The sequence below is a fragment of the Vibrio marinisediminis genome (assembly GCF_014050145.1).
GTDB classification, from domain to species: Bacteria; Pseudomonadota; Gammaproteobacteria; order Enterobacterales; family Vibrionaceae; genus Vibrio; species Vibrio marinisediminis.
This window is the reverse complement of the sequence record NZ_JACFYF010000001.1, coordinates 846490-872505: the sequence shown is the minus strand read 5'-3', so window position 1 is coordinate 872505 and position 26016 is coordinate 846490. Positions and strand designations below refer to the sequence as shown.

At 44.0% G+C, this 26016-nt stretch carries 23 protein-coding genes; 17 read left to right on the top strand and 6 right to left on the bottom strand.

Annotation, left to right across the window (positions count from 1 at the left end; all coding sequences use genetic code 11):
• Nucleotides 1–1222: 1222 nt before the first annotated feature.
• The gene (locus H2O73_RS04025; protein WP_182106761.1) at nt 1223–3199 is read left to right on the top strand and encodes a methyl-accepting chemotaxis protein; all 1977 of its coding nucleotides are present in this window, start codon (nt 1223–1225) and stop codon (nt 3197–3199) included.
• 171 nt (nt 3200–3370) lie between these two features.
• Complete coding sequence (locus H2O73_RS04020; protein WP_182106759.1) at nt 3371–3793, top strand: Hsp20 family protein; 423 nt, start codon at nt 3371–3373, stop codon at nt 3791–3793.
• Between the two features lie 82 nt (nt 3794–3875).
• Here the strand turns inward: H2O73_RS04020 and H2O73_RS04015 are convergent, their stop codons facing one another.
• Complete coding sequence (locus tag H2O73_RS04015; RefSeq protein ID WP_182106757.1) at nt 3876–4442, bottom strand: AcfA family outer membrane beta-barrel protein; 567 nt, start codon at nt 4440–4442, stop codon at nt 3876–3878.
• Between the two features lie 263 nt (nt 4443–4705).
• Here H2O73_RS04015 and H2O73_RS04010 point away from each other — a divergent pair, with 263 nt between their 5' ends.
• The 13 genes from H2O73_RS04010 (at nt 4706) to H2O73_RS03950 (ending at nt 20489) form a co-directional block, all read left to right on the top strand.
• Nucleotides 4706–5350: a recombinase family protein gene (locus H2O73_RS04010; protein ID WP_182106755.1), complete on the top strand. Its 645-nt coding sequence runs from the start codon at nt 4706–4708 to the stop codon at nt 5348–5350.
• The gene (locus H2O73_RS04005; protein WP_182106753.1) at nt 5347–6531 is read left to right on the top strand and encodes a multidrug effflux MFS transporter; all 1185 of its coding nucleotides are present in this window, start codon (nt 5347–5349) and stop codon (nt 6529–6531) included. Before H2O73_RS04010 ends, H2O73_RS04005 begins: the two co-directional genes overlap by 4 nt.
• A 352-nt stretch (nt 6532–6883) precedes the next feature.
• Nucleotides 6884–7519 carry a response regulator gene (locus H2O73_RS04000; RefSeq protein WP_182106751.1) on the top strand — a complete coding sequence of 212 codons (636 nt, stop codon included), beginning with the start codon at nt 6884–6886 and terminating at the stop codon, nt 7517–7519.
• A complete protein-coding gene (uhpB, locus tag H2O73_RS03995; protein WP_182106749.1) occupies nt 7516–9120 on the top strand; it encodes a signal transduction histidine-protein kinase/phosphatase UhpB in 1605 nt (534 codons plus the stop codon). The genes H2O73_RS04000 and uhpB overlap by 4 nt, the downstream gene beginning before the upstream one ends.
• An 86-nt stretch (nt 9121–9206) precedes the next feature.
• The gene (gene uhpC / locus H2O73_RS03990) at nt 9207–10508 is read left to right on the top strand and encodes an MFS transporter family glucose-6-phosphate receptor UhpC (RefSeq protein WP_182106747.1); all 1302 of its coding nucleotides are present in this window, start codon (nt 9207–9209) and stop codon (nt 10506–10508) included.
• A gap of 78 nt (nt 10509–10586) precedes the next feature.
• A complete protein-coding gene (locus tag H2O73_RS03985; RefSeq protein ID WP_182106745.1) occupies nt 10587–11624 on the top strand; it encodes an ABC transporter substrate-binding protein in 1038 nt (345 codons plus the stop codon).
• Nucleotides 11625–11687: 63 nt separating this feature from the next.
• Complete coding sequence (locus tag H2O73_RS03980) at nt 11688–13772, top strand: ABC transporter permease (protein ID WP_182106743.1); 2085 nt, start codon at nt 11688–11690, stop codon at nt 13770–13772.
• A gap of 18 nt (nt 13773–13790) precedes the next feature.
• Nucleotides 13791–14852 carry a ferric ABC transporter ATP-binding protein gene (gene fbpC, locus H2O73_RS03975; RefSeq protein ID WP_182106741.1) on the top strand — a complete coding sequence of 354 codons (1062 nt, stop codon included), beginning with the start codon at nt 13791–13793 and terminating at the stop codon, nt 14850–14852.
• 274 nt (nt 14853–15126) lie between these two features.
• Nucleotides 15127–16236: a rod shape-determining protein RodA gene (gene rodA, locus H2O73_RS03970; protein WP_182106965.1), complete on the top strand. Its 1110-nt coding sequence runs from the start codon at nt 15127–15129 to the stop codon at nt 16234–16236.
• A gap of 260 nt (nt 16237–16496) precedes the next feature.
• Complete coding sequence (locus H2O73_RS03965) at nt 16497–17597, top strand: alkene reductase (RefSeq protein ID WP_182106739.1); 1101 nt, start codon at nt 16497–16499, stop codon at nt 17595–17597.
• Nucleotides 17598–17830: 233 nt separating this feature from the next.
• Complete coding sequence (locus H2O73_RS03960) at nt 17831–18361, top strand: YbhB/YbcL family Raf kinase inhibitor-like protein (RefSeq protein ID WP_182106737.1); 531 nt, start codon at nt 17831–17833, stop codon at nt 18359–18361.
• Between the two features lie 18 nt (nt 18362–18379).
• Nucleotides 18380–19147 (top strand): helix-turn-helix transcriptional regulator, encoded by a 768-nt coding sequence (locus tag H2O73_RS03955; protein ID WP_182106735.1) that lies wholly within the window; start codon nt 18380–18382, stop codon nt 19145–19147.
• A 268-nt stretch (nt 19148–19415) separates the two neighbouring features.
• Nucleotides 19416–20489: a DUF6765 family protein gene (locus tag H2O73_RS03950; RefSeq protein WP_182106733.1), complete on the top strand. Its 1074-nt coding sequence runs from the start codon at nt 19416–19418 to the stop codon at nt 20487–20489.
• Between the two features lie 148 nt (nt 20490–20637).
• On the opposite strand, the gene H2O73_RS03945 is transcribed toward H2O73_RS03950, so the two are convergent.
• Nucleotides 20638–21015 carry a PH domain-containing protein gene (locus H2O73_RS03945; protein WP_182106731.1) on the bottom strand — a complete coding sequence of 126 codons (378 nt, stop codon included), beginning with the start codon at nt 21013–21015 and terminating at the stop codon, nt 20638–20640.
• Between the two features lie 217 nt (nt 21016–21232).
• Here H2O73_RS03945 and H2O73_RS03940 point away from each other — a divergent pair, with 217 nt between their 5' ends.
• Nucleotides 21233–22183 (top strand): endonuclease/exonuclease/phosphatase family protein, encoded by a 951-nt coding sequence (locus H2O73_RS03940; RefSeq protein WP_182106729.1) that lies wholly within the window; start codon nt 21233–21235, stop codon nt 22181–22183.
• 4 nt (nt 22184–22187) lie between these two features.
• On the opposite strand, the gene H2O73_RS03935 is transcribed toward H2O73_RS03940, so the two are convergent.
• Together H2O73_RS03935 and H2O73_RS03930 are read right to left on the bottom strand one after the other, a co-directional pair.
• Nucleotides 22188–23069: a B12-binding domain-containing radical SAM protein gene (locus H2O73_RS03935; RefSeq protein ID WP_182106727.1), complete on the bottom strand. Its 882-nt coding sequence runs from the start codon at nt 23067–23069 to the stop codon at nt 22188–22190.
• Between the two features lie 84 nt (nt 23070–23153).
• On the bottom strand, nt 23154–23966 hold the full coding sequence (locus tag H2O73_RS03930; RefSeq protein WP_182106963.1) for an enoyl-CoA hydratase/isomerase family protein: 813 nt from the start codon (nt 23964–23966) through the stop codon (nt 23154–23156).
• Between the two features lie 177 nt (nt 23967–24143).
• Here H2O73_RS03930 and H2O73_RS03925 point away from each other — a divergent pair, with 177 nt between their 5' ends.
• On the top strand, nt 24144–25097 hold the full coding sequence (locus H2O73_RS03925; protein WP_182106725.1) for a LysR family transcriptional regulator: 954 nt from the start codon (nt 24144–24146) through the stop codon (nt 25095–25097).
• Nucleotides 25098–25209: 112 nt separating this feature from the next.
• Here H2O73_RS03925 and H2O73_RS03920 read toward each other — a convergent pair whose 3' ends face one another.
• Both H2O73_RS03920 and H2O73_RS03915 read right to left on the bottom strand, forming a co-directional pair.
• Nucleotides 25210–25476, bottom strand: coding sequence for an HP1242/YdcH family protein (locus H2O73_RS03920; protein WP_182106723.1), 267 nt, complete (start codon nt 25474–25476; stop codon nt 25210–25212).
• Between the two features lie 92 nt (nt 25477–25568).
• A complete protein-coding gene (locus tag H2O73_RS03915) occupies nt 25569–25928 on the bottom strand; it encodes a DUF6559 family protein (protein ID WP_182106721.1) in 360 nt (119 codons plus the stop codon).
• Between the last annotated feature and the right edge of the window lie 88 nt (nt 25929–26016).

The following is a 26016-nucleotide window of genomic DNA, read 5'->3' as shown; positions in this document are numbered from 1 at the left end:
ATATGTCTATAGTGCGTTTGCACTTAAAATTTTGAATGTCGTTATTTCTCGCCTTAAATATATTTAAGACGTAAAGATTATGACCAAATAAAATAAATAGAATTTGGTTTTTAAATAGATAGAATTTATTTATCAACAAATAAAACAAAAAGATAATAGTAGTGTATATACAATCAATTGGAGTAAATTGTATTTAGCTAATAATTAGATTTCGAATTAGATGTTTGCATTGAGCCAACTACAGCTCAACGAGGCAGGGGCTGCCTTAGATGATATCTGAAGAAGGTAGTGTAGATAGCGTATGGTCGCGTGTGTACCAGGCTATTGATGATAGCCATATGTTAGATTGCATTTTGAGGTACATTGTCATTTGATGTTCCTTCTTCATAAAGCAATTGGTGATTCGATGGATTCAGTATTATACAAGCTATATAATTAATATAGCCAAATAAACTGCAAATGTGATCTGTATAAAACTTAATTCCAAAGATGAATTAAAGATGTCGTAAGTATCACAGTTAACCCTATTTTAGTGATATTGCGCACCATCATTCATTAGTGTAATAGTAAACTAGTAAGCAACCACCAGTCTCATATAAATATATCGCCCATAAGGCACTATTAATTATAGTATTTATATTGAATACATTATAAATGGCACAACACTCTCTATTTAATTTAGCTTGTTTTATATAATTAAAGAGTCTTATTAATTAATCGTATATTCCTGTTGTAAATATAGCGAATAGACTGATTATCCATTTCGCTATACATAGTAAATAGAAACACAATCCACCTCATGAACTTCAGGATGATTAGATAGTAAAATCAACGAGATAAGAAGAAAGGATTTACCTCTCGCCCATTTTACTGAAAGCGCACCGCCCAAGCTCATGATGAGATGATTAGCCTCCACTAAAGCACGTAACACACTGCTCAAATAAAAAGCAAATGCAAACCAAGTTGCATATCAAAACTATTAATATTTTTGACATCAGTCATAGTTTTAATTTTGTTAGATTTCTTAAATATTTCAATTAATTGAAACTTTATGGTTAGGAGCAATTTTTATTGCTTGTCGCTGCTTTAGCAACTCAGTATTTTCTGACGCTGAATATTCTACAAAAGTGTGCTGACAACATTAAAATGGCGAAAAAAAGACCATTATTGCGGTGACCAGTAGAAAACTTAGCCAATATGAACTATCGACGTGAGTAAAAAAATGACAACAACTATACCCAAATGGGTCACTACACTTTCGCTTAAATCCCTGTTGCTACTTCCCTTAACCATCACGCTTGCCCTTTTTGCCGGCGTACTAGTGCTGATGTACTACAACCTCGACCATCTGCAAAACCAGTCCAATGATGTTACTCAACAGGTGGAACGTTCTGAAACCGCCTCAAAGCTTGACCATAGTTGGAATAAGGTACGAATTCTTAGCCGTGATATGTTAAAAGGCGATGTCAATAATATGTCCAGCACCATGAAAGACATCGACAAAGAGATTCAATCAATAAACGTAATGATTGAGCAGTCTTTTCTGCAAAATGACGCCACCACCAAGCAAGAACGCCAAGCAATGGAACAGATGATGGAGTCAATGGCGTCTTACTATAACTTGCTAAATGAATCATCAACCATTTATCAGCAGCTTTATGAGCGTTGGTGGCTCGAGACTCCTCAGATGTGGAAATCACTTTTCTACATGGTCAACAAAGTTAATGAATACGCAACAAACCACGATGACTTAGATACCTATACTTGGACGGTCGAAGGGCAGAAACTGGTCAACAACCTTGATTATTTCTATTCACGTCTATCGCAAATTGCTTCTATGCGTCAGCTAATTGAAGTCGACCTAACGAATATGTTTCACCAAAATGCCCAGCGAACACTAGAGCAATACAGCTACGTTCCCGCGGTTGATGAGTTTAAAGCATTCACCTTTGACCCATTTAGTGAAACGTTGAAGATTTCTGTTGCGTTGCTTGAGAAGGATGCTGCCATTAAGCAACAGCGCGCCCAGTACTCAACTGCCATAAACGAACAAATCAACACAATACTTCAGAACAGCTTAAACCAGCGAGAAATTGCAACCCAGACAAGCAATGACGCCATCGACCAACTGCGTACGATTCAAATTGCGGCGTGGTTTATTGCCGCCATCCTTGCGGCAATACTCACGCTTTATTTAGCAAGTCATATTCTTAATATGTTCAAGATTTTGTCAGCGTCGCTCAGTGCAATGTCAAACAAAGATTTGACCATAGAAAACGAGATCAAAGGACGAAATGAATTAGCTAAGCTGGCTCAAGATATGGAAAACTCAATTCAAACCATCTCTAGAGTCATTTTTGATGTCCGCGACCAAAGTACAGAAGTCTCCTCTTCTTCTACCCAGCTCGCCACTGTGATGACTGAAGCGTCTGCGAACGCGGAAGAGCAAAACTGCCAAGTTGAATTAATTGCTACCGCCGTGACGCAAATGTCGAGCTCTTCGGAGATGGTCGCCAAAACGGCAAAACAGGCGGAATCTAACGCTTCATCGGCTCTGGAAGCATGCTACGACGGTCAAGAAATTGTCGAGCAGAATAAGCAAAATGCCGAAATGCTTACCACAGAGCTAAATGAAACTGCGAATGTCGTAGAAGAGCTAAAGCAGCGTTGTCATAGCATTGGTGAAGTGGCGAGTGTGATTAACAGCATCTCAGAGCAAACAAACCTGCTGGCACTAAATGCTGCAATTGAAGCGGCTCGCGCGGGGGAATATGGTCGTGGTTTTGCTGTTGTCGCAGACGAAGTTCGCGCACTAGCGGCAAAAACGCAACAATCAACCGGACACATTCAAACCATCATTACCGAGCTGCAAAGCAATTCTGACCTCGCGCAGGAACGAGTGGAGGCCTGTTTGCAAAGAGTGGGCACCGTTCATGATTCCTCCCAACATGCGGTAAACAAACTCACCATGATTAGCGGTTCAGTCTCTGACATCAATAACAGCGCCAGTGAAATGTCGGTAGCAGCAGAGCAACAAGCGCAAGCGGCGGAAGAGATCAGCTCCTCTCTCAATAATATCAAACAGGTGATTGAGCAAAACGTCACTGGCATTGAGCAATCAAGCCAAGCTTCTAACTTCCTCTCTGAGTTAGCTGAAACGCAAAGTCACATGTTGCAAGAGTTTAAACTGCGACGCTAACCCTAATACCAGAAATAGAGCCCGCTTAATTCGCGGGCTTTTTTTTCCAAAAATCATTCTACAAACACTGGTGTAAAAATAACCTTACTATCTGTAATGAAATTAAGGCTTGAAATGACGCGATATCGACCTACGCTTTAGGTGACATGCAACAGATGCAAGGAGATGATGATGAGTTTATTACCTAGAGACTCTTGGTCAGACTTCAGTCGCTTATTGGATGCTACCCTTCCTAACACCCATTCCCGATGGAGTCATGGTCAATTTTCACCCAACGTTGATGTAATTGAAAAAGAGACCGCTTTTGAATTGATCGCCGATTTACCTGGCGTCGAAAAAAAAGACATTTCTCTCAGCTATGACCGCAACGTGCTCACTATTTCGGCTTCGACCATTCAACGTGATGAACACGCAATCGAAGGTAAGTACATTCATAAAGAACGCTACGAAGGAAAAATGGTACGAAGTTTCACGCTCAACAATAATGTCAACGCGAATGACATCTACGCCGAGTTTGTCGATGGTGTCTTGGTTGTTGTGGTACCAAAAGTAGAACCTGACGCACCACAGTCGCGAGACATTAACATCAGCTAATTATGCAGGAGCTAAGACATACCTTAGAGCAAGAAACAAAAAAAGGGTCGAATAAATCGACCCTTTTACCGTAAGTAGACAGTTAGAAATAGTAGTTGGCAGACAACGCGAGTGAACTAGCACTCGAATAGCTATCTGACTGGTATTTATAATTAAGACCAAATCCTAGCTTCTCGGTAAGCTGATATTCAATACCTGCACTGCCCATCAAACCTAAATCACTGCTGGTTTTAGAACCACTAAATACCTCTGACTTCTTTCCTTCAAATCGATACTGAGTGTACGTTGCACCCGCTTTAAACTTTAGTGACCAATTCCGATCATTAGTTAAAGAAAGAGAATAAACAGGTGCAAGATAAAATTGCTTACTCTCAAGCGTTGTCTCAACTTGGTGCGCTCTACGTATAGAACCCGTAAATTGATTTTGCTGATATCCGCTTTCCAGCGCCCAGGTTTTATTCAACACATAGCCCGCGTATAACCCGAGAAAGATATCATCCGAATTCGGGCTCACGGTCAACTTATCTGCCGTATCAAACACTTTTATATTGTGGTGAGGCGTCGTTTGCCCCATTTCTAAACCAAGATATGGCGATGAAAGCGCTGGCAGAGAGAATGCTAGCAAAGGAAACAAGTAAATTTTCTTCATATAATCAAACCAATATAGGAACCGGCGTATTGTATTGGTGATCACATTTTTAGTTAACAACTAACTCGCGGTTAACGCGTCAGAAATTTCCTACCTAGCAATCTGAATCATTAGTAAAACCAGACTTTTAGAGCCGCACTGATAAAACACCTATTAATCAATAACCGCCCAATTGGCTCATTTGGTGTTGAATTTATTAATGAACCTTACTATATTAATGAGCCATAACATCATATGACCCACTTAATTATTGAGGTATACCGATGACACACTATCTCTACACGCGGTTTTCACCTAGGAACCGAGCCTATCAAGAGCACGTCGATTCTATGCTTGCCCAAGTGCCAGATGCCAAACATGTTGAAGATAGAGTTCGGGGCTTTATCCCACCGATGGAGCGGGCTGAATTTTACCAGATGTATCAAACGCTACAGGCCGGTGATACGGTTATTGTTTGGTGGTTAACCGCATTTGGCAAAGATTTTAGCCAAGTAAACAGCACGGTAAATCAGCTACTTGATAAAGGCGTCACACTGCAATTAATGTGTGAGCCGCTATGCTTCACTCCGCATTCAGAACAAAGCCAAACACTGCTTAACTTACTGACTGGCTATGAAAAAGTGCAAACTATGCACCGTCTCTTTGCCGCAGAGCAAGGTCGCCAAGCAATGAAAGGTGACCCATCACTATGGCAACAAAAGTTCAGAGGTCGCCCTGCAAATCAAGCAAAACATCAGCAGATCGCGACACTATTACTTGAAGGCAATACCTTACAAAGTGTCGCCGAGCAATGCGATGTGAGTCTCTCCACCGTTAAACGCATCAAAGCCAAACTCACTAACCTAGACGACGAAGGCGGTTTGCGTCGTAGAGGTCACATGCATCAGCGAGGCGGTGACGAGTCGTGAGTAAGCCATTCGAGTTTAAAACTATTTTACTGGCTTGCCTGATCATTAGTGTCGGGCAACTCAGTATGGGGTTGGTTTTTCCCTCGCTACCATGGATAGCGAAAGACTTCACTATCTCTCTCGACCAAGCTCAACTACTGGTCAGTATTTACTTACTCGGTTTTGGACCGTCACAGTTTCTATACGGTCCAATTTCAGATGCGCTTGGGCGTAAAGTTGTCTTACTGATAGGTCTATTTATTGCCATGCTTGGGCTTATGTTGATCATTTTTATGAGCGACTCATTCACTGGTATGGTGGCTGGACGATTTTTGCAAGGTCTAGGTACTGGCTGCTGCGCTGTCCTCGCTCGCGCATCAACCCGAGATCGCTTCAATGGTCCTGATCTCCCTACTGCAATGTCTTACATTGCGATGGCAGCCTCTTTTACCCCATTAGTCGCCCCTGTTATTGGTGGTTTTATCAATTTCCACTTTGGCTGGGGAATGGTTTTTATCTCTCTACTTGGTTACGTCTCTTTAGCTTGGATAGTGATCGCCCTCAGGTTCAAAGAAACGCTTGCACAGCGCTCACCAGTACCCTCACCAACCAAGATGTTGCTACAATACCGTGATCTTGTCACTTCACGTTATTTTATGAGTTTTGCCAGTATCGGCTGGCTAAATTTTAGTTTGATGATCACCACCGTGTCAGTGATGCCGTTTATCATGCAAAACCAGATAGGCATGACGTCCGACGAATATGCTATGTGGGCGGTTATTCCAGCTTTGGGGATGCTCGGTGGTACCAGCCTGTGTAATCGAATTCGCCCAATTATTGGCACAAAGAAGATGCTATTGTGGACACCCGTTCTGCATATAAGCGCCGCTGTTTGGCTATTTTTCTGTCCCGTTGAGCCTCTGTTTTTAATGCTTGGTCAACTGCTGATGATTTTTGGCAACGGCATTGCCATACCGACTGCGCAGGCGATGGTGATGCAACCGTATCGTAAACATGCCGGAGCCGCTGCCGCCATGTCAGGCGGTGGACAAATGGTTGTCTCATCAATCGTAAGTATGCTTTTGGTGCAACTGGGGTTAAGCCAAGCTTGGCATCTCTCTTTGGTGATTCTTTTATTTGCAGCGATCACCTACTCCAACATTTTACGCGGTTTCAACTGCCCTGAACCGCAGCAAGCGTAAGTCTTCACTTACCTTTCAACCTCATCATCATCGAGCTGCTCATGTTTGCCATTACGTAGCAGTTAGATGATGAGTGATCCATTAACGCGCTCCTCAACTGGAGTCGAAGCGAAAAAACCATAGATAGAACATTTGCCCCAAGCCAACACTATTTTGTGAAAACCAGAATGGAATCACGTGACTAGCAGACTTGGTCATTAAACCAACACCTTGGTGAGTTGGTAGCTTTTCCCTAAAAATCAGTCAGTTAATTATACCCACTAATAAGAGACCGTAATCACAGAGTTATGCTCTGATTTTGAAACGTATCGCGGGATTTGCAATCATCACTTGTTAATTCAAGGATAGCATTATGATTTCTGTTTCTCTTATTGATGACCACATCATGGTTCGTTCAGGTTTTGCACAATTATTATCTTGTGAGCCTGACATCCAGATTCATAGTGAATTTGATAATGCACGCGAAGCCTACCGAGTCTTATCGGTATCAAATATCGACGTCGCGGTAATTGATATCTCAATGCCTGATGAAAGCGGTTTGGTACTGTTAGAAAAACTTCGCAAAAAGCAGCCTAATTTAAAAGCCATCATGCTCAGCATTTATGATTCGGCTTCTTTCGTCAGCAAAGCCATTGACGTTGGCGCATACGGCTACTTATCTAAACGCTGTGGTCCCGGTGAATTAGTCACCGCGATCCGCAAAGTAGCCGCTGGCGATCGCTACCTTTGTACCGACGCTTTAGTCAATTTAAGCAATGCCTCATCTGCGCCTTCAGTACTTGACGAGCTAACAAAACGCGAGCGCGAAGTGTTTGATCACCTAATCCAAGGGCAAGATGTTAAAGAGATTGGCAACCACCTTTCGATTAGCCACAAAACCATTCATGTGCACCGAGCTAATATCCTCAGCAAGCTCAATCTGTCCAACAACGTTGATCTGATCCGTTTTGCTCTGCAGCATAAATTGCTTGGCGAAGAGACGGTATGAGTGAACTTGCGCGGCGGCGACATATTCCCAAGCTGATCCTGACTCATGGCTTTAGTTATACTTTTGCTATCGTCGGCTACGTTATAAGCTGGTTTTGCCTATGGAATATTAGCCTCTATCTCGCACCCGATGTTTTGCTGGCAGGGCTATTGCTACCCACCGGTTTTAAACTCGCTGTCTATACACTCACCACTCGAAAATTGTGGCCATGGTTTACCATTGCCGAAATACTCTTGATTTGCGGGTTAATTCAGCTCACGTCTGAACCGTTTTACAGCTATTTATTGGTGCTATTTGCCTGTTTCAATCACGCGACTGCTGTTGTTTTTCAGCGTATATGGCGACCATTAAAAATCTATTGGCAGCGTCTACTTGCCTTATCTGGGCTTGCGGTTAGTTATGCCATTATCTGCGGCTTAACGTTGCTGTTTTTAACCAAACCCGTCGGTTTGAATTCACTGTATGCACTTCAAGGCGGCATAGCAGCGTTGACTGGCGGCATCTTGTTGGCTCCGTTTTTCTATCTCGTCTATGACTATTTACTGCGTCAAGTTTGGCAACCTCTCACACCAACATTGATCCACCAAGAAGTGACGTTACGTGGCTCTGCATTGGTGTGGTGCCTGCTCTTCTTTGCGATTGGTTTGGTGACCGAGCTCACCCTACTCGATCAAATGAAGCCATTGGCACTGCTGATCTTTTTGTTGCCTAATATCTTCATGGCGTATCGCTATGGCTGGCAAGGTGGTGTACTTGCCAGTGTAATGAACAGTATTTTACTGGCGACCGCACGCCAAGTAACGGGATCGTTTGACAGTGATTTAGAGCTGCAAACCTTTATTTCAACCCAAGCACTCATTGGGCTGGGGTTAGGTATTGCTATTAGTCGCCAATACTTCCTTGCACAAAAGCTGCATCAGGCTAACCTCGATTTAGAACGAGAGTTAGCAAACAAACAGCAGCTCGCTAGGCAGCTTGTGCATGTAGAAGAGGATATTCGAAAATCCGTTGCCCGAGAGCTCCACGATGAAATTGGACAAAATATTACCGCTATTCAGATCCAAGCCATGTTGACCAAACGTTTAGCCAAAGATGAACAGCAAATCAATATTGCCGATACCACCAACGAACTGGCACTGCGCATTCATAGCTCCACCAAACAACTGCTTAAACAGCTTCGCCCTCATGCACTGGACGAACTCGGGCTGGAAAGCGCCATTCGGCAGTTAGTCGCAGAAATGAAGTTTACCGAGCGTGATATCGATTTTAGCCTCAACTTCGGTATTTTCGCAGAGCGACTCGATGACATCACGGCAGTAACGCTATACCGAATAGTGCAAGAACTGCTGAACAACACCTGCAAGCATTCAAAAGCCACACAGGTTCAGCTATCACTAGTCCCTGGTGACCGCTTCAGTTTAGAGCTGCGTGACAACGGCGTAGGCTTGCCACAAAACTGGCGTTTACGTGGTCAAGGGTTAAGAGGAATTGAAGAACGAATTAGTGCTCTCGGTGGCACCATTACGATTCACTCTAACCACCTGGGCAGCCGAATAATTGTTAACTTACCCACAAAACACAAAACACCCCTGCCAATCTAGGAAAATTTCCTAGTGATATATAAAACCGTCCAATTCATTCCAGTTATGAGTTGGTTACCATTCTTTCGTGCCAAGGAGAGGAGCCCGTGTTAACAGCACCTACAGACCCAAAGCAAACTGATGAAATCTATCGTTACTGGCGCCTTCATTTAATGATGGTGATGTATCTCGGTTATGGCGTTTTCTATTTCACTCGCAAAAGCCTGAATTTTGCGATGCCTAGCATGATCAGCGACTTAGGTTTACAGACATCAGATATTGGTATTTTGGGGACGCTGTTTTACATCACTTATGGCGTGTCAAAGTTTCTCTCAGGTATGGTAAGTGACCAGACCAAGCCTGCTTACTTTATGGGGCTTGGGCTGATTTTTACCGGCATTATCAACATTGCTTTTGGTTTAAGTTCGTCCCTGTTTGCGTTTGCCTTGTTGTGGACTCTAAACGCATTTTTTCAAGGATGGGGATGGCCGCCATGTGCCAAGTTGTTGACCAGTTGGTACTCACGCTCTGAGCGCGGATTTTGGTGGTCAATTTGGAACACTTGCCACAACTTGAGTGGCGCTTTGATACCAATAAGTATTGGTTTTGCTGCAATGACCTGGGGATGGCGTTTTGGGTTCATCTTGCCAGGAATTTTAGCAATCGTTGTCGGTGTCATACTCTGCTTTCGCCTTAGAGATAAACCCAGCTCAATGGGGTTGCCAACGGTAGGCGAATGGCGCAATGACCAATTAGAAAAAGTCCACGAGGCTGAAGGTCAAGGGTTAGCGTTTTGGCAAATCGTCAAAACATATGTACTGGGTAATAAATACATCTGGCTGTTATGCAGCTCCTATTTGCTGGTTTACGTGGTTCGCATCGCCATAAACGATTGGGGCAACTTATACCTCACACAGCGCCACGAGTATGAACTGTTAAGCGCAAATGGTGCAGTAGCAATGTTTGAAGTGGGTGGATTTCTCGGCTCACTATTTGGAGGCTGGGGATCGGATAAGTTTTTCCACGGCAACCGCGCACCAATGATTTTGTTGTTCGCTTTGGGGATCTTTCTCTCGGTAGCCGCTCTATGGCTCACCCCACTGGACAATTTCATTATTCTGTCGGGCTGTTTTTTTGCCATTGGATTTTTCGTCTTTGGCCCACAGATGATGATAGGAATGGCCGCTGCAGAGTGTTCGCACAAAGACGCAGCAGGCACAGCGACAGGCTTTGTTGGCTTATTTGCTTACATCGGCGCGGCGCTGGCGGGATACCCTCTCGCACTTATTATCGACCAGTTTAACTGGGAAGGATTTTTCAGTGTTATCACGCTCTCAGCAGCATTGATAGGGCTATTAATCCTGCCCTTTGTTAAAGCTCAACAACGGGCAGGGATAGCCATAACCTAACTTTATAAGTTCCCTCTCGTTGTTTTATACCGCAAGGACTTACCAACCCTACAGTTGGAAACAACAAGAGGATATACCATGAAAGTTAGAACAAAACGCAGCTTACTCTCAGCTTGCATCTTGGGTGCCGCTACAATGGCTGCACCTCAAGCAATGGCTGAAGGTCGTTTGGTCGTTTACTGTAGTGCGACTAACGCGATGTGTGAAGCAGCAACAAAAGCTTTCTCAGAAAAATACGATGTAAAAACATCGTTTGTTCGTAATGGTTCAGGCAGTACTTTGGCGAAAATTGACGCTGAGAAAAAGAACCCACGTGCAGACGTTTGGTACGGCGGCACACTTGATCCTCAATCTCAAGGTGGTGAGATGGATCTACTGCAAGCTTACCAATCTCCTCAACTTGAATTCATCATGGATGACTTCAAAGACCCTGCGAAACGCAAAGGTAACTACTCATCAGCGGTTTACATGGGTATTTTAGGTTTTGGTGTTAACAAAGACCGCCTTGCAGAAAAAGGGCTAGAAATCCCTCGCTGCTGGAGCGACCTAACTAAGCCTGAATACGCTGGTGAAATCCAAATTTCAGATCCTCAAAGCTCAGGTACTGCGTACACTGCTCTAGCTACCTTTATTCAGCTTTGGGACGAAGACAAAGCATTCAAATACTTTAAAGAGCTAGACAAAAACGTTTCTCAATACACTAAATCTGGTGTAACTCCATCTCGCAACTCTGCTCGTGGCGAAATCGCTATCGGTATTGGTTTCTTACATGACTACTCTCTAGAGCAATCTAAAGGAGCACCTCTTGAGCTGATCTCACCTTGTGAAGGTACTGGCTACGAGATTGGTGGCGTAAGTATCATCAAAGGTGCGCGTAACCTAGAAAATGCTCAAAAATTCTTAGACTTCGTATTGTCTAAAGAAGGTCAAGAAACGGCTTGGAAGAAAGGTAAATCATTCCAAATCTTAACCAATACAACAGCGGAACAGTCACCGAATGCGCTGGATCCAAAAACACTAGAACTCATCAACTACGACATGGATAAATACGGCTCTTCAGACGAACGTAAACGCTTGATCAACAAGTGGGTTAACGTCGTCAAGATGGGTAAATAATCCAACTGTTTGGGTGATGGCACTCGTCATCACCCTCCTCGCTCATGAATCTAGGTAATTATTATGAACGAACTCACCGCGCACATTAGCCCAGAATCTACTAAGCGCGATCCAGTGTTTTACTGGGTAGTGAGCTTAGTAGTAGCTTTCATCCTTCTTCCCGTTTTTGCTCTTGACTACGGCTTACTTGACTCAACATCTGATGAGTTTCGCGCCGCAATGGGTTGGAGCAATTTTAATATTTCGTGGTTATGGTTCGCCTTACCTGCCGTTTTATTGGTGCGTCCGTTAAAAGCACAAAACAAATACGCCAAAAAGCGTCATCAATTTGATATCGGTTATTCTGCATTTTGTATGCTGTTTGTGGTTGCCTCATCTTGGTATACCGAGCAAGGTATGGGTTATGCGACCATCGCGCTATTCCTCACGCTCGGTGCTGTGATGACGTTAGCCTTCGCTCGCTTAGAATTTCTAGGCGGTGATGTTTTTGTCATTGGCTCTCTGATCAGTATTGTTCTACTCATTACTGTCTTTATTATCTATCCAAGCTTCGCCATCTTTGTACCTATGTTTCAAGATGAGATGGGTAATTTTGTTGCTTGGCAATTTTTAGAAATACTCAGTCACTCGCATATCATCCAGATCATTTTTAACTCTGTTGGGTTAGGGGTCGCGGTTGGTATTGGTGCAACGTTCTTCGGTTTGATCTTCGCCATTTACACCACGCGTATAGCAGAAAGAAGTGCGTTTATTGCGCGTATTTTCTCCATTTTACCTATCGTCACGCCACCGTTTGTTGTCGGCTTAGGCGTTACGTTAATGCTGGGTCGTTCTGGTTACATTACTGAATTAATGGTTGATTGGTTCGGACTACAGCAAACCAACTGGTTATATGGTTTTACTGGTATTTGGCTAGCTCAAGTTCTTGCTTTTGCGCCAATGTCTTTCATGATTTTGGATGGTGCAATGAAGTCACTGCATCCATCACTAGAAGAAGCGTCTTACACCCTGCGTGCCAATCGCTACCAGACATTCTTCAAAATCGTTATGCCGCTGCTTAAGCCAGCGTTAGCCAACAGCTTCTTGATCATTTTCGTTCAATCTCTGGCTGACTTTAGTAACCCGTTAGTTCTTGGTGGTAGCTTTGACGTACTCGCTACGCAGATCTACTTCTACATTGCGGGCGCACAGCTTGATTACGCATCAGCAAGTACGTTGGGCGCGGTTTTACTCTTGTTCTCACTGGCGATCTTTGTCGTGCAGTATTTGTGGATTGGTAAACGCTCGTACGTAACCATCTCTGGTAAATCTTACCGTGGTGATGTTCAGCCTCTACCACCTTCATTGAAGCATGGTGTCTCTGCTCTCTTGTACTTCTGGATGGCGTTTAACGTACTGCTATACGGAAGCATTTTCTTCGGTAGCTTTACCGTTAACTGGGGTGTCGATTACAGCCTAACGTTCGCTAACTACCTAAACCTATTTGGTAACGGTTTTAGCGAAGGCGCTTGGCCATCACTGATCACCACCATGATTTACGCAGGTGTAGCCGCACCTCTCACTGCCTTCTTCGGTTTGTTGATTGCTTATATCGTTGTTCGCCAACAGTTCCACGGCAAAAAAGTGATTGAGTTTGCCACTATGCTCTGTTTTGCCGTACCAGGCACGGTTGCTGGTGTGTCATACATCTTAGCGTTTAACGATGCGCCAATTTACCTCACAGGTACGGCAGCCATTGTGGTTATTTCAATGGTGATGCGAAATGTCCCTGTAGGTATTCGTTCAGGTATTGCAGGTCTAGGACAACTAGATAAAGCGTTAGATGAAGCGTCGTTGAGCTTAAGAGCCAACTCACTCAAAACCATTACGCACATTCTGCTGCCCCTGCTACGCCCGGCGATTTTATCGACCTTGGTATTCAGCTTTGTACGTGCAATGACTACTGTAAGTGCGATCATTTTCTTGGTTACACCTGAAACTCGAGTGGCAACTTCGTACATTCTAAACCGTGTTGAAGATGGCGAATATGGTGTCGCTATCGCTTATGGCTCAATCCTGATTGTAGTGATGTTAGCCATTATCTTAATTTTTGATTTTCTTGTCGGTGAAGCGCGCGTCTCGCGTTCCAAAGCCAATAACCAAGAGTAGTAATTGGAGAAATAACTCATGGAAAATGAAAACTTTGTAGTCCTTAAAAATGTCTGCAAGCGCTTTGGTGATAAGACCGTTATCGGCAATCTAGACCTTGAGATTAAAAAAGGCTCGCTAGTCACACTATTAGGTCCTTCGGGCTGTGGTAAAACAACCGTGCTGCGTTTGGTGGCAGGGCTTGAAAAACCGTCTAGCGGTCAGATCTTCATTGATGGCGAAGATGTCACCAATACCTCAATCCAACACCGTGATATTTGTATGGTGTTTCAGTCATACGCTTTGTTCCCTCACATGTCGTTAGCGGGCAACGTGGGCTATGGCTTGAAAATGTTGGGTATGGATAAAGCTGAAATTAACCAGCGTGTGGATGATGCGCTAAAGCTGGTTGATTTAGAAGGTTTTGGCGAACGCTATGTCGACCAGATTTCTGGTGGTCAGCAGCAACGTGTGGCATTGGCTCGCGCTCTCGTTTTGAAACCTAAGGTTCTGCTGTTTGATGAGCCGTTAAGTAACCTCGATGCCAACTTACGCCGTAATATGCGTGAAACGATTCGTGAACTGCAACAACGCTTCAATATTACCTCGCTGTACGTAACGCATGACCAAGCCGAAGCCTTTGCGGTTTCTGATACGGTTATTGTAATGAAAGATGGTGACATCATGCAGCAAGGCACACCAACAGAGTTATACCAACATCCTGCGTCGATGTTTATGGCTAACTTTATGGGTGAAGCAAATATGTTCACGGGTCACTTTGATGGTGAACAGATTGACATTCACGGCTACCTGCTAAAAGCGGCAAAAGATAACGTTGCTGGTATTGATGCCGGTGAGTACGAAATTGGTGTTCGCCCTGAAGCGATTTTGTTGGCTGAAGATGGTGAACCTTGTCAACAATGCCAGGTTACCAGCATTGCTTACATGGGATCTATGTATGAGGTCGTTGTGCAATGGCAAGGGCATGAATTGCTATTACAACTTAACTCATCTCAATTTGATGCCAGCTACGCTGACCATGCCTACTTAACCATCAACCCTAACGGTGTGTTCCTGTTGCCTAAGGTTGTTCAACAGTAATCAAGGCATCATGATTTAACCTTGCCATTGGTATAGCCGCTTACTCTTAAACCCTCTGTAAGCGGCTTTTTTTCACTAACATAATGTTAAAACTTAATAAACCTACCCTCTATTTGCTTCGCTTTTGCCGCTTTTAAAGCCCCAAAAAACGGGTTTCGAATACTATATTGCTAATGAAAGGTGAAAACTTACATTTCCCCGACAAATTGTTTGTTGTTTTTCTCTTCGAACAGGATTAAATTTCGCTTCTCGAACTCTTTTGAACATACCGCCCGTGTTGCGTTTTCGCCCTCAATTAGATTACCCATTGCTCGCTGCGATCTGCTTTTTGATCATGGCTGGTAGTGTTAGCGTATGGAGCGCTAGTGGCTTTAGCGAGCCAATTTTACAACGTCATTTAGCTCGTGCAGCCATTGCCATTACCGCTTTAGTGGTGCTCTCCGCTGTGCCAGCAAAAAAATTGTGTGATATCGCGCCGCCTCTATTTGGCCTTGCCGTCACACTATTACTTGCGGTTGTCATTGCAGGTGATGCTACTAACGGTTCAAAGCGTTGGCTGGCATTAGGACCTATTCGCTTTCAGCCGTCAGAGCTGGTTAAAGTGGCGATTCCAATGATGACAGCTTGGATGATAGCCAAAGACCCCGGCGCTCCGACATTTCGCAAGATTCTGCTTTGCCTAGGATTAACCGCTATTCCCGCAGGTCTTATTGCCATACAACCCGATCTAGATGGTGCCATATTCACCGTTATTTACTCATTGTTTGTGTTGTTTCTTGGTGGCATGAGTTGGAAAATCATCGCCTCTGTCGTAGGCACTGTAGCAACCGCCGTCCCCGTATTGTGGTTCTTCTTTATGGAAGAGTACCAAAAGATGCGCGTCACCCAGTTTTTGAATCCTGAATCCGATCCATTAGGCGCGGGCTATCAGATCATTCAATCGTTAGTTGCTATCGGCTCTGGTGGTATGCGTGGTAAAGGCTACATGAATGCCACTCAAGGTCAGCTTGGGTTTATTCCAGAAAGTCATACCGATTTTATCTTCTCTACTTTTGCCGAAGAGTGGGGTTATATGGGTAGTGTGGTATTAATCACCACTTACTTGTTTATTGCCGCACGTACTCTGTGGCTCGCGAGCCAAAGTGACTCAGCCTACTCACGGCTAGTCATTGGAGCATTGTCACTAAGCTTTATGCTCTATGCTTTTATCAATATGGGCATGGTCAGTGGCTTGCTACCAGTAATGGGTAGCCCGTTACCATTTATTAGCTACGGCGGTACTGCGATGATCACCCAAGGTGCTTGCTTCGGCATCATCATGGCGCTGGCACCAAGAAAACGTAAGGCTGGTACGCCGTTTTCAGCAATGGGGCATGCGAGCTAAAACAGCCACACCTGCGAAAATAAATATACAAAGCCGTATCTGCTTAATCAGGTGCGGCTTTTTAATACCATTAATATCCATTTTGCTTCCCTCCCCCCATACACAAGCCCACCCTATAACAAAAAATTATTAAATTGATAATGAACGATAATTTCATTCTTTGGTTAAGACCTTTTAGTGTGGGATCAGATTGAGTTTTTAGTTTCACTTGTTGCTCTGCCAAACGGAGCGTAGTGAACCAGTGAATAAGAGGTTTAGTGATGAAAGAGACAATATTCCAAACAATTCAACTTGGTAACTTAACACTGGCAAACCGCATTGTTATGCCACCAATGACGCGTTCACGCGCGAGCCAACCCGGCAACGCCGCGAATGAAATAATGGCAACTTATTACGCACAGCGAGCCAGTGCTGGTTTGATTGTGGCAGAGGGCACTCAAATCTCACCAATGGGTCAGGGCTACGCATGGACTCCTGGCATATACAGCCAAGAACAAATTGCGGGTTGGAAACTGGTGACCGATGCGGTACATGAAAAAGGCGGGGCTATCTTTGCACAGCTCTGGCATGTTGGGCGTGTTACTCACCCAGACAATATTGGCGGTGAGCAACCTATTTCCTCTTCTGCGCTAAAAGCTGAAAACGTAAAAGTATTTATTGATAACGGCACTGACGAACCGGGCTTTGTTGACGTTGTCGAGCCTCGTGCAATGAGCAAAGAAGATATTCAACATGTGGTTGCCGAGTACCGCCAAGCGGCGCTAAACGCCATTGAAGCCGGTTTTGATGGTATTGAGCTGCACGCTGCGAATGGCTACCTAATCAACCAGTTTATCGACTCCGAAGCGAACCACCGTACCGACGAATATGGCGGCAGTATTGAAAACCGTCTACGTTTTCTCGCTGAGGTGGTTGAAGCAATGACCGAAGCGATTGGCACAAACCGAGTTGGAGTACGCCTTGCCCCATTCACGTCACTCAACGGTACAGTCGATAAAACCCCAGTAGAAACCTACACAGCAGCGGCGAAGCTACTGAATAAGCTAGGCGTTGTTTACATGCACATTGCGGAAGTGGATTGGGATGACGCGCCCGATACGCCAACTGAGTTTAAACAAGCCGTGCGAGATGCCTACCAAGGCGTGATTATTTATGCTGGCCGTTACAACACCGAAAAAGCCGCGCAAGCGCTTGATAGCGGTTTGGCTGACATGGTGGGGTTTGGTCGACCATTCATTGCCAACCCAGACTTACCAAATCGTATTCAACATGGCTACCCACTCACTGCGCACGACCCTGCCACCCTATTTGGCGGCAATGAGAAAGGCTTAGTGGATTATCCAGAGTATTCGATGAGTTAAGGCAAAACGCTCAAACCACATAGCTAAAATGAATCATTTTTATTTTAGCCACCATAACGCAATACTAAAAAGGCTAGCACTCTTCCCCAGTGTTAGCCTTTTGCTTTCACAAACAAAACAAACCAAAAAGCTCACTACTAGCTAAAATAATGTATTTTTGAGTTTTTATGTAATAACATTTAGTGACAATTGTTTCTATCATTGATCCCGTAAACAAACAAAAGGAAAGCATGATGAAACGCACTCTATTAGTTCCACTATTACTTCTAACTTCATTTGCTAGCTCAGCAATGACGCTGACCAGCCAAGATATTCAAGAAGGTTCTCGCATGGCAGACACCTTTGCATTTAATAGTTTTGGTTGCACCGGTGACAACAAATCACCACAACTTAGTTGGTCAGATGCGCCTCAAGGAACGAAAAGTTTCGCCATTACCGCCTTTGATCCAGATGCACCAACAGGCAGTGGCTGGTGGCATTGGGTATCCGTTGATATCCCAGCGTCAGTGAACTCGGTAGAGCAAGGCGCATCAGGCAATTCTTTCAAAGCGAAAGAGATGAAAAATGACTACGGTCTAAGTGGATTTGGCGGCGTTTGCCCACCAAAAGGCGCAGGCATGCACCGTTACCAGTTCACCGTATGGGCAATGCCAACGGAAAAACTCGCGATTCCAGAAGGTGCTTCAAATGCCTTGATCGGCTTTATGTTGAACTCATCAGCGCTTGATAAAGCAACGCTGACAGCAACTTATGTAAACGAATAAACGATACGAAGGGTGAGCATGAATAAACAACTGGTCCATACCGTCAATTACAAAGGCAAACGCAATCAGCCTTTAACCAATGTGTTTATTCATGCCCCGACCATCATTTGGGTTAAACAAGGCTATAAAAAACTGTGGTGGCATGAACAAAGCTATGAGTTTAACCGCTCAAATTGGTTACTGGTGCCTGCAGGGCAATACCTGACGTTTATCAATGCTCCTGAGCAACAACAGTTTTATTCACGTGCGTTGGTGTTTTCTCAACACCCACCACAAGAATGGGAAATTAACCAAGTAGCGACGCAATCTTCTAGCCCACAGATAAAAACCACGCCATCACTCGAATATTGCTTTAACCTCATTAGTGATATGGCAAATCATGGCTTAACTCAAGAAACTCAGCAGCAGTTTTTATTCGGCTTGTACGCAGAGCTTAACAATGCAGGCGCACTCGCAAAGCTCTTCCCAAGCACGCAACAGCAAGTCCGTGACAAGTTGGCGAATTATCTGAGCTCCGCACCGGGAGACGACCACAAAATCGAGATAGCGGCGAACCACCTTGCCATGAGTCGTGCCACGCTAACACGCAAACTCGCAGCAGAAGGTGCTAGCTTTCGTTCCGTATTGACCGAGATCCGAATGACTCACGCGCTGAGCTTATTACAGAACCACTTTACGCAGCTTGATGCGGCCTTAGCATGTGGCTATCAATCAGAAGCGCGCTTTACCCAGCGTTTTAAAGAACAATTTGGTTTAACGCCACGCCAATATCAACTGACTTTGTAACCGATACATCACCGTTCGTTCTCGCTTCGCTGTTGCTGTTGCTGTACAGCTTAAGCGGTTACTTGATGAAGGCAGCAGCATCTCCCACTCTCTTTCATCCTATTCTCATCATTACACTGCCCTAGCCACAGATTTGCATACAAAGCTATTTTCTCGGTTTTCATTACTAGTTAAAGCGTGTCATATCGGAGATGAACTGCATCACTGGTTAATTTTTGCACTGACCGTTTTGAGGCGATATTGTCAAATCGTTTAAAGGGAGCTAAACATGCAAATTGATGGGCACCACACTCTTACCTACGTCATAGCTCGTTACGCTGGCTATCCACATTCCCAAGCCGATAAGCTCGCGTATTGTGCTCAATATGTCGATGAAGCAACTAACCCAAATCCGGTGAAGTTTAGTAATGGGGCTATGTTTAATCGCATCTCGTCAGCACATAAAATGTTGGATTATCGCAACACTCAACAACTTGCCAACCATTTAGCCTGGATCCCATTTCACTTTTTACCCGGTAATCAAAACTTACCTGCAGGTGAAGTACCTCACGGCTCTTTCATCCAACGTTTGATATGCAAACCTGACAGCACAGTCGCGCGCGATATGTTAAAAATGGTGGTACAACACAAAGAGCAAGAATATGGCTTGCACCTTTTAGGGATTGCCATGCATGTTTATGCCGACACATTTGCGCACCAAGGATTTGCTGGGGTTTCTCACGCCGTCAATCGCGTGGAAGACTTAACGTCACCTGAGCATGATTTACTCGACCGAGTAATGACAACGGTTGCCAGTTGGGGGCTTTCAAATACACTCCCTCTAGGTCACGGTGGTGCTCTCTCTTTTCCTGACCAACCCTATGCCACTTGGCACTACACTAACGGCTTAGGTGAAGATATTGAAAGAAACAATGAGGAAGACTTTATTCGCGCCTCCAATGCGATGTTTCAAGCCTTACTCTGCTATCGCGATGGTGACCTGACGATGAATCTCGGTGCCCAACCAAGCCTAACGCAAGAGCAACAAATATTGCTTCGAAAAGCATTTACTGAAATACGTGATGAAGATGGTGATGTGCGCCACCAGCAATGGTTGTTGCGACTATCACAAGGCTTTTTTGGCTTCGAACCCGTCGAGTTAGAGTTCCATACTTCTGGCAGTAAAAGCTGGAAAGAGATAGCGCGAGGTAAGCCTAACTATGGCTATGACAACCAAGTCACTTATGAATTTACCCCTGAGTTTTTAGATTCAGACTGGAAACACTTTCATGACGCGTTGAAGACTTACCGACTGGAGCTGATTCGAGATGTGTTGCCAAAGTATGGTATTTGTGTGGCGTAACCAGCAGTTCACCATCATTCACCCCATTTTGCTTTAATTATGCATTAAAAAGCCAAGTAAGACGGTAAACCTTACTTGGCTAATCGGATAAACAGTGCGCGGCTTAATCTTCTACTTTAAAGCATACACCTTCAAGTTCTCGCTGTTGTTACCCGAGCACGTATTCGCTGATAATGCGGTTAAACTGGACAATATCGAATGACCCTTTGATCTCAAAGCGCACTTGCCCTACTTCACTCAAATACAACTCAATTTCACAGTCCAGATCAAACGTGCCTGATGTTTCAACCGAGAACGCATTAATCTTACTGTAAGGCAGTGACGTGTAGTCTACCTTTGAGCCAGTAATACCTTGCACGTTCGCAGCAATCACCCGTTTATTGGTGAAGATAACTTGATCACGAACCGTTTTAAACGCAGCAAAAATATGCTCACCATCAATTAAAAATTTATGAAAATCGTCTCTGGCCTTTTCGGTTTCAATCGGCTTTAACTTAAATACTGATGAGTTCTTAAAATCAATCATAGTGATACCTGTGCAGTAAGAGTATGAATCTATTCTGACAGAAATAAGCCGCTTAAGCTGTAATATAAAAGCACCTTGTGTCTTAGGTCTCTAAACTATCAGTACATAGCGTTTCTTATTCTTCATCGCAATGACCTTCTCTGCACAATCTTACCGAGCAAGTTGCCTCACTTTTGTTTAAACTAACTGCTTCTTCGCTGCCAACAAGGTCTAATCATTGATTACAGACAAAGCACTCACCTTTGCTACCGCTAACTTATTCAACTTCATTAAACCACCCGGAGCGTTTTATGATTTTGAAAATATTTATGAAAGTGATGCGTGGCGAGAAAAGTGCCTATGGACGCAAAATCAAATCCAGAAGCTAGACGCAGATGTTGTCGGTATCCAAGAAGTCTTTAGTATTGATGCGGCACGTGAGCTATTTGAGACAATGGGTTATCCCTACTTTGCCAGCGTGGATCACCCTCATATCGAGAGCGACTATATCTATTCCCAACCTGTGGTTGCCTTAGCCTCAAAGTACCCAATAACCCACATCGAAGCGGCATTTCCTTTAGATTCTATCGCCGAAAATTATCAAACCTCGCCTCCTCAATTTAGCCGAAAACCTCTATATACCGTGGTTGATGTGCCTGAGATTGGCGAAGTGGCGGTTTACGTTTGCCATTTAAAATCGCAAAGAGCGACTGAAAGTCACAACCCAGACTATGCTAATCCCCTTATTGGTCGATGGTTATCAAGCCAACAAAGAGCGTGGGAAGCAGTCATGTTACGTGTGTTTATGGAAGAACAATATGCGCGTCATCCAATTCCAACCGTACTCATGGGTGACATGAACCAACCTTTAAGTAGTGATATTACTGGCTTACTCACCAGTGAATCGAATCATGATTCGGCTCGGCTCAAACTGGCAGATAGTTGGTGCATCTTTAGTGCAAACCAACCCGAACTCGTGCGCGCCCCAACACATTATCACTTCGCCAAAGGCAATGTATTAGACTACATCTTACTCTCGCAGGAGTTCCAAGCGGATTCGCAATACTCTTTGGCTGACGTCGCGGCTTATCAGGTTTTAAACCAACACCTTATCAACCCAATTTACGCAACAGATAAGCAAGCCAGTGACCACGCCTTCGTCGCAGCCACTGTACGCTTTGTTCTTTAAAGTATTAAAATCGACCTAGGTAGGCTTTACCAATCAAATTGCTGTCTTTGTCTCGCAACAGATGATCAATGTGATCGAATACATCCACCTTAACTTGCTGCAATGTGCCTTTCATCGGCAATAAATTAGACCCATGAGTGCTGTCTATCAATAAATCTTCTCGCTGCAAACTTTCTAGCAAGGTTTTAATCTCTTCCAGTACTTCATATGGGTTGAGGAGTTTGAATTCCCCTTTCACAACTTGCCTAAACAGCGCGGTTCCTTCTATTGGAACCGTCGTCAGTAAACCCAGCAAGTAAGGATTCATCTGATTTATCAACTGGGCGGTACGCTCTGCATGTTGCTGAGACTGCTCGCCGCTTCCTCCCAAACCGATCATCACCATCGCGACCAGTTTAATACCTGAGTCGACGATATTTTTGCCCGCAGTGAGCATTTCATCAGCCGTCACCCCTTTACGTACTGCCTTTAACACCTCATCGGAACCAGATTCAACACCAAGGTAAGTCATGCTTAGCCCCGCTTTTCTGAGCTGTATAAATTCATCCAATGATTTATCAAGCGTACTTTGTGGTCCTGCATAAGTGCTGACATGCGTTAGTTTAGGAAACGCTGCATATAACTCAGCCAAGATCTCTAGTAGCATCTCTGTTGGCAATGAGATCGCATCACCATCACTTAAGAATACTTTTTCAACTTTGTCACCAAATGCCGCCTTTGCCATCCGAATATCTTCTTTTAATTCGTCTAATGGTCGAGCTCGGTATCGGACATTTTTGTACATCGAACAATAAGTACACTTGTTATAAGAACAACCGATAGTGCATTGCAAAATATAGGCATCAGCTTCCGGTGGCGGACGGTAAATATCACCTTCGTATCTCATTAATCACCCTCTTAGTGGCATCAAAACAATGGCATAAAAAAAGCCGCCTTATTGACGGCTATTCTGTTGAGGTCGAACTTAACGCTATTTCGACAATTCAGCCGCGGTATCAGAGAAAATACCTTGCATATCTTTTGCTTCGCGTTCGGTTTGCCCACCATTGTTGAGAAATGCCGCAATGATCGCCGCCGTTTTTTGCTCTTTTGCGCGCTCTAAGAAATAACGAAGCTCCAACTCGGCTCCCGCATCTTCGTCTATAATCGAAGTCGCAATAATCTCTTTGTACATAACGATATCTCGTACTTCTAGCCCACTAATCACACCTAATGTCATCCCTAAGAAAGCGTCCATCTCAGCTTTTGGCACGAATTTGGTGATGATATTCAACTGTTCAGCCTCTTGCGCTGTGAAATCATTGCCCAGTAGCAGGGCTTGCAGTGCTTTGTTCTTGCCCATTCTTCTTGCATATTGCACAGCCCCTTGACCACCTGTTGGGATGTTCACGTGGATTTCTGGTTGAGCAAATGCTGCATTTTCGGTCGCGTAAGCAAGATCACATGCCATTACAAACTCATCACCGCCACCGCGAGCCACACCATCGACTACTGCGACAGAGACTTGTTTCATTGCCTTAATGTTTTCGATCATGTGGTTGAACTCAATGGAAGCTGCTTGACCACCTTGTGTTCCGTTTATCACGTTAAGGTCGAGATGCGCCAAAAAGAAAGACTCATGCAATGACTTAAATACCACCACTTTTGTCTCGCGGTCATCTTTGAGTGAAAGAACCAACTCATTAATTTCATTAATTAAATCAATCGTTAGCACATTCACCGGTGGGTTATTAATAGCCACAGTTGCGATACCATTTTGTTGAGTGATTGATAGTTTTTTCATCATGCATTGCCTCTAATTTGGTCGTTGACTCATAAAGTGTAGCCACTTTAAATGAGTTACCTCTCTGTAAGTGCAATCACTATAGCGTCTCAATTAGATACGAAAAATGCCACTATTAGCACAACATTGATGCTACAGTAGCACCAATAAAATTACGGATTATCTGTCGAGGTTTACATGGACTTCTCTACCCGCTTACTTCTGCTACTTGAAGTCACAGAGCTGGGCTCTTTTACCAATGTGGCTGAACAGAAGAACGTCGACCGCTCTGTGATATCCAAACAGATCAGTCGGCTCGAAAAAGAGCTAGGAGTTCGCTTACTCAATCGCACCACACGCTCTTTGTCGTTGACTGCGGCAGGCAATGAAATGGTTAATCAAGCAAAACTGTTACGTGAACTACTCAGTAATACTCAGCGTTTGGCACAAAATTATCACTCTGAACCCAGAGGAATATTGAGAATTACCAGTTCAATGATGTTTGGTCGCCAGTATGTGCAAGAGGCTATCTCCGTTTTTCAAACGCAATATCCTGACGTTCAGTGCGAGCTCAGATTAGAAGATAGAGTTGTCGATATCGTACAAGAGGGGTTTGATATTGGTTTCCGTATCGGTAAGCCCAAAAACTCGAGTCTCATTAGCCGGAAAATTGCCCGAAACCGAATACTCATTGTCGCGACGCCTGACTTTATTCAACAACACGGCAAGATTGATACAATTGAAAAGCTACAATCACTCCCAGCGACGATTTACTCAACGCCTGGATTGTTGATCGACAAATTTGGTTATCTAGATGAGCACGATAATGAGCACCACTTTCAACTCAATAGTTCATACAAAGTGAATGATGTTGAGATGGTGGTAAAAAGTGCATTAGCGGGTAACACGCTCGCGGTTGTAACCGCTCAGATGATCCAAGATGAAATTATTAATGGTAAGTTAATACCCATTATGACCCATTTAAAGCTTGAGGATTTTGGGACATTCTATGCTGTTTACCCACATCGAGACGCCCCGATTAAAACCAAACTGTTTATAGATGTTCTGAAGTCGATCATTGGTGAAGATGTGCCAATTTGGGAGAAAAACATACCTAACTTTGACAGCATGTATGGTTGTAAGAAGAGTTGAGATGAGTCAGCGTATATCTCGCTGACTCAAAGATAGAAAAAGTGCAATTCAAACTAGCGCGATTCGCCCTGCTTACTCCAATAGAAATTATGAATCGCCTATGCTTGCATATTTAAAGCGGCTGTTTACTTGCCTGCTCATGATGCTCGGTTAACTGTTTATGTAGCATATCTTTTAGTTCAACACGTTTAAGCTTTAGTGCATTCATGTTGGCATCATCAATTGGACTGCCTGATATCTCTAACTGTCGAATATCATAATCCAATTGGTGGTATTGCTGAAGGTCGGCTTTGAATGTTGGATCATCGTGGTTGAGCTGCACAATGTCTAATTTAAGTTCAGGAAAATCTAAGATAAAAGCGTGGTTTTCATTTAGCATCTGTATTCCTTCTTCAGTCTGATTCGACATTAGTATAGAAGTAATTTAACCAAAGAAATGTGGCTTAAAACCCAAAGCAATCAAGTGGTAATTCAATACCGGCTATGCATCCCAAAACGGTTGGACATATCATCGTCATTACGACCGCCCTTCCACCCACCAGCACTAAGTAAGCTGAGTACATCTTGTGCGGTGTAGTCCTCCCCACCAAAATAGTCATTCGATATGTCACCGCGCAGAGCTTTAATCACTAAACGATCTTCAACATTCAATTCGAGAGGGTCAGCATACAGCGCTAAAGCAATTTGCTGCTGACGTTTACTCAACTTGATACTGCTCGCTTCAAGTTGCCCCAAAGAAAAGAATTCTCGGCTGCCATAACCCTTCACCAACTTAGCAGAAAGTAACTTAATGACCTTCTTAATTCGGCGTCGTTGAATGTATCTTAGCATCTTGAGTTGTTTCCCCAGTTATTAAAATCAACGCCATCATTAGTGCATAACGTATTGATAATTTAGCATGTCATTATTCCATGCGCCC